This is a genomic window from Mesorhizobium sp. M2C.T.Ca.TU.002.02.1.1, assembly GCF_003997225.1.
Window position 1 is genome coordinate 1 of the sequence record NZ_RZTO01000567.1, and the last position, 4,133, is coordinate 4,133.

At 63.4% G+C, this 4,133-nt stretch carries 6 protein-coding genes; 2 read left to right on the top strand and 4 right to left on the bottom strand.

What is annotated here, in order from left to right:
- The 3 genes from EOD07_RS25040 to EOD07_RS25050 form a co-directional block, all read right to left on the bottom strand.
- A partial coding sequence (locus EOD07_RS25040; RefSeq protein WP_164772499.1) for an amidohydrolase family protein occupies positions 1-652 on the bottom strand: 652 nt, incomplete at its 3' end.
- Between the two features lie 316 nt (positions 653-968).
- Positions 969-1,424, bottom strand: coding sequence for a GFA family protein (locus EOD07_RS25045; protein WP_127237330.1), 456 nt, complete (start codon positions 1,422-1,424; stop codon positions 969-971).
- Positions 1,425-1,549: 125 nt separating this feature from the next.
- A complete protein-coding gene (locus EOD07_RS25050) occupies positions 1,550-2,101 on the bottom strand; it encodes an isochorismatase family protein (protein ID WP_127237331.1) in 552 nt (183 codons plus the stop codon).
- A 128-nt stretch (positions 2,102-2,229) separates the two neighbouring features.
- Between EOD07_RS25050 and EOD07_RS25055 the strand changes: the two genes are divergently transcribed.
- Positions 2,230-2,640: a hypothetical protein gene (locus EOD07_RS25055; RefSeq protein ID WP_127237332.1), complete on the top strand. Its 411-nt coding sequence runs from the start codon at positions 2,230-2,232 to the stop codon at positions 2,638-2,640.
- Entirely contained in the window at positions 2,616-2,990 is a 375-nt protein-coding gene (locus EOD07_RS25060) for a hypothetical protein (RefSeq protein WP_206519545.1), read from the top strand. The genes EOD07_RS25055 and EOD07_RS25060 overlap by 25 nt, the downstream gene beginning before the upstream one ends.
- Positions 2,991-3,201: 211 nt before the next feature.
- Here EOD07_RS25060 and EOD07_RS25065 read toward each other — a convergent pair whose 3' ends face one another.
- On the bottom strand, positions 3,202-4,110 hold the full coding sequence (locus tag EOD07_RS25065) for a LysR family transcriptional regulator (protein WP_127237333.1): 909 nt from the start codon (positions 4,108-4,110) through the stop codon (positions 3,202-3,204).
- Positions 4,111-4,133 lie beyond the last annotated feature (23 nt).

The following is a 4,133-nucleotide window of genomic DNA, read 5'->3' on the forward strand; positions in this document are numbered from 1 at the left end:
GGTGGATGTCGATACCGGCACCGTGTTTGTCGGCCAAGCTGAAGACGACATCGAGATGGCCCTTCACGTCGCGGTCGAAGCTCGCCGGGTCGAGCCCGCCGATCAGGTCGCAGCCGAGCTTAAGCGCCTCGTCGAGCAATTCCGCAGTGCCTGGCGAGGACAGGATGCCGCTCTGCGGGAAGGCGACAAGCTGGATATCGATCAGGTCGCGATATTTCTCCCGCACCCCAAGGATCGTCTCCACATGCTTCAACCCGACCGCGGCATCGACCATGACATGACTGCGCATGGCGAGGCTGCCATGCGCCACGCAGAGCTCGAGCTGGTTTCTCGCCCGCTCCGCCATGGGTGCTGCCTGCTCGAGGTTGCGCATCTGGAAGGCAACCCGCTCGCGCACGTCAAAACCGTTGGTGCAGGGAATGTGCGGGCGCCAGACATCGCCGTAGAAGGAGGTGTCGAGATGGATATGGCCCTCGACGAAAGCCGGCAGCACCAGCTGGCCGGCGAGGTCGATGGCGCTGGACGGCGACGTGACCGTATTGGTTGCTGGCACTATGGCACTGAAGCGGCCGTCGGCCACGGTGAGGTCGGCGACCGTGCCGTCGGCGAGCCTGGCGTTGAGAAAATGAATCTGGTTCACGACGCAATCCATTGAAAAGGAAAGCGTCAGTCGTCGCCGGTCGAGCGGACGAGGTCAATGCGGTCCGAGAGAGAAAGTGTTTCGCCCTTGCTTTCTCTTCCGTGTGCAGGAAGGCAAGTGCAACCGCCGCAATATACCGTTTTCGCGGAAGTTTCAGCGGGCGGCGAATGTGCCATGGTGAAGCCTGCGGTATGAGGCCGCCGTGGTCGACGCGGACGCCCAAGCACATCCCCAACAATGCGCCCCCAACGGCCGCGTCGACCATGTACGGAGATGGCAACGGCGACCTTGCCCCAGGTCGCCGCTTTTTTATCTGCACAGTCTTCGATCAACCTTGGGTGCCGGCGTATTCGGCGACCAATCCCTCATATTCCTCGAAGGCGGGCAGCGCTTCGTAGCTGTGCACGGCCGATGTCGCCGCCCAGGGCAGTTTCTCAGCCGTCCAGGTCTCGATGAAGGGTGTGAACCAGGCGTGGTCGTCGAGCATGGTCGGGCGCAGATTGACGAACCAGTCGATCCCTTCCGGCCGCGTGAACATCCAGGTCATGCAGTAGCCGCAGAAATAGTGTTTGGACGCTCCGTGCAGACCGCCGACCACCGGCTCGCCCTTGGTCACCTCGAACCCTTCCGAGGGGACCGCCGCGCTCAGCGAATAGGCGCTGGACGACATCGACTGGCAACCGGTGCAGTGGCAGGCCATGGTGAGCAATGGCCTTGCCGAGATCTTCAGGCGCACGCGGCCACAGCGGCAGCCTCCTTCGGCGGGAAGAGTGAGGGTGGGCAAGATGAACTCCTTGGGTTGGGTTCTACTTCTCCCGTGTGGGAGAAGGTTTCGTTGAAGGTGTGGAGTGCCGCTGGAACCCCGTCTCGGCGCTATCGCGCCGATCCAAGGGGCGAAAGGAAGAGAGCTCAGCCTTCCACCAACTCCGCCGTCGTCGTCATCCGCGCGCCTTGCCCGGCGAAGGCTTTGTTGTGGCGGGAGATGATGTCGGGCGCTTTTTCCTCGATCGAATCCAGCGTCGAATGCGCGTCCGAGACCACAGTGACGCCCAAGCCTTCGGCCAAGGCGCCCTTGACGGTTGCGGCGACGCAGAAATCGGTCTGGGCGCCGATGAGCACGACGTCCTTCGCGCCCTGCCCCGCCACCCATTCGGCGAGTTCGGGGTTCGAGAAGGCGTTGCCGACCTTCTTGCCGAAAGTCGGCTCGTCGGCCGCCTGGCCGAGCGGCGGCCAGACCGGCCAGCCGGAGGCGCCCGGCGCAAGCGGGTCGCCCTCCGGCCCGTCATGGCGCACGAACGCCACCTTGCGGCCGGAACGCCGCGCCCAGTCGATCAGCCCGCGGGCGCGCTCGGCGATCGTGTCGGCGTCATGGATTGGCGGGTCGAAACGGCCGTCGAACATGCCGGTCTGCAGATCGATGACGATCAGCGGCGCGGCGGCGGAGGGAGCGGTGTTCGGCATGGCGCGAAGATAGCGGAGGTAGGGGACGGGTCAAGGACGAGGTACAACTCAAAAGCGGTCCGCAAACAATCATTAGTTGCAATTTGAGCAGAATACAACTATGGTTACCAAGCAATGGGGCGAAGACGATGGAGCAATATACCGTGTTCCTGATCGGGGCAGGCACACACGGCGACGACGAGCAGGCCGTCTTTACGCTGCATGATGCGGGGACAAAATGCCGACTCATCTGCCGTTATCGGGACAAGGTTATCGAGGCTGAAGAGGACGACTATTTCGAAGCGTTGTTCCAGATTCGCCTGCGCCTTGAAATGGATGGACTGCCGCCTTCCTGCTACGGCGCTAGCGGGAGAGTCTACCCGGAGGGAACGGTGATCGAAATGAGCCGGGGACTAATCGCCTGCAAAATAAAGATGGGACAGCCGCCGAAAGAGACCGACCTGGTCAACATCTTTGCCGATGGCCACGATGTGGTGCCCGCCTTTCCACGAATGCAACAGGAATGCTGGGACGCATGGCTCGCTTCATTGCCTTCCTGACGAGAAGCATCGATGCGCCAATCCACGGGAACTTGCGTATGACTGCCGCTGATCCTGATTGGCCTTTTAGCGATCCGCCAAACGTGGCCGTCTTCACGATACACCAAATAGTCAGGGGCGAGCACATCGTAGATTACGTTGCTCACGATGATGACGATGGCGCTTGGCAGTTTTTGAACCGGGCTGTCGATTTCAAGATGGCCGACGCCATGCTTGTCGCCCTGTCTGAGATGGTGAAATTCGATAGCTCACTCCGTGAGCTCTGGGACCTTCCTTATGGCTGGTGCGCCTGGCGGGAAGGCAAGGGCCAACCGTGGCACCGCGCGATGAAAGAGCTTGAGGAGGAATGATGGCTTGCAGGCGTCAGGCCCCGAGTTCGTCATCCTAGGGCGGAGCAAGGAGCGAAGCGACGCGCGCAGACCCTAGGATCCATGCCGTGACGCTAAGGCGTTGCAACGGTTGAGGATTCTGCTCCGCTCTGTTCCCGGGCAAGGTCACGGCATGGATCCTCGGGTCAAGCCCGAGGATGACGAACACCAACCGCCAGCGCCTTGCCACCTCTCACGACATCAGCGGCATCGGCCCCTTCAGCGCTTCGGCCAGCGCATCGCGGAAGACCGCGATCGGGCGCGCCAGCCTGCCGGCCGGGGGGCGGTGGAGCAGCCAGCAGCGCACCTGCGGCTTGAAGCCGGGGCAGTCGACCACCTCGACCGCGTCGCGCCATTGGCTGCCCGACAGCGCGCCGGGCGTGACGACGCCGATGCCATGGCCACGCGCCACCAGCGACATTCTCAGATCCGCGCCCTGCGCCTCGACGCCGACATGGAAAGGCAGCCGCGCCGCCTCGAAGCGGTGGCGGATGAAAGCGCGGAAGCCGCAGCCGGTTTCGTTGAGCACCCAAGGATAGCGTGCGAGATCGTTGAGCTCGGCTGGCCTCGGCACGCCGAGGCTTGGCGAGGCCACCAGCAGCACCGCCTGCACGCCGAGATCGTCACCGACGAGCTCGGGCGGCGGCGCGACGCCCTCGGCAAGGCAGACGGCGACGGCATCGATCTCGCTGTGCAGCACCTGCTCCACCAGGCGCGGCGAGAGGCTGGAGGTGATCTTGAGCGTCAGTTGCGGGAAGGCCGCGCGCAGACTGTCGAGCGGCTCGGACAGCGCGCTGGTCGAAAGGTAAGGCATGATGCCGAGGCGGAACTCGCCCTTCACCTCGCCGTCCGGCGAGACGCCCGCCTTCATATCCTCCAGCGAGCGCAGCACGCGGCGCCCATGCTCATAAGCCTCGCGACCCGATGCAGTGGGCTTGAGCGGCTTCGACTGGCGGTCGAGCAAGGGAGTTGCCAGTTGCTCCTCGAGATTCTGCACCCGGCGCGTCACGCCGGGCTGGGTGAGGTTGAGCCTAGCCGACGCGCCGACGATGGAGCCGGTTTCGACAACGGCGACGAAGGCTTCGAGGTCATGGATGTTCATGCGTATCTCGCATAATCATTATC

Coding starts and splice junctions, on each gene's coding strand:
- EOD07_RS25050 (WP_127237331.1), bottom strand. CDS start 2,101: ATGCCGAACACCGCTCCCTCCGCCGCCGCGCCGCTGATCGTCATCGAT.
- EOD07_RS25055 (WP_127237332.1), top strand. CDS start 2,230: ATGGAGCAATATACCGTGTTCCTGATCGGGGCAGGCACACACGGCGAC.
- EOD07_RS25060 (WP_206519545.1), top strand. CDS start 2,616: ATGGCTCGCTTCATTGCCTTCCTGACGAGAAGCATCGATGCGCCAATC.
- EOD07_RS25065 (WP_127237333.1), bottom strand. CDS start 4,110: ATGAACATCCATGACCTCGAAGCCTTCGTCGCCGTTGTCGAAACCGGC.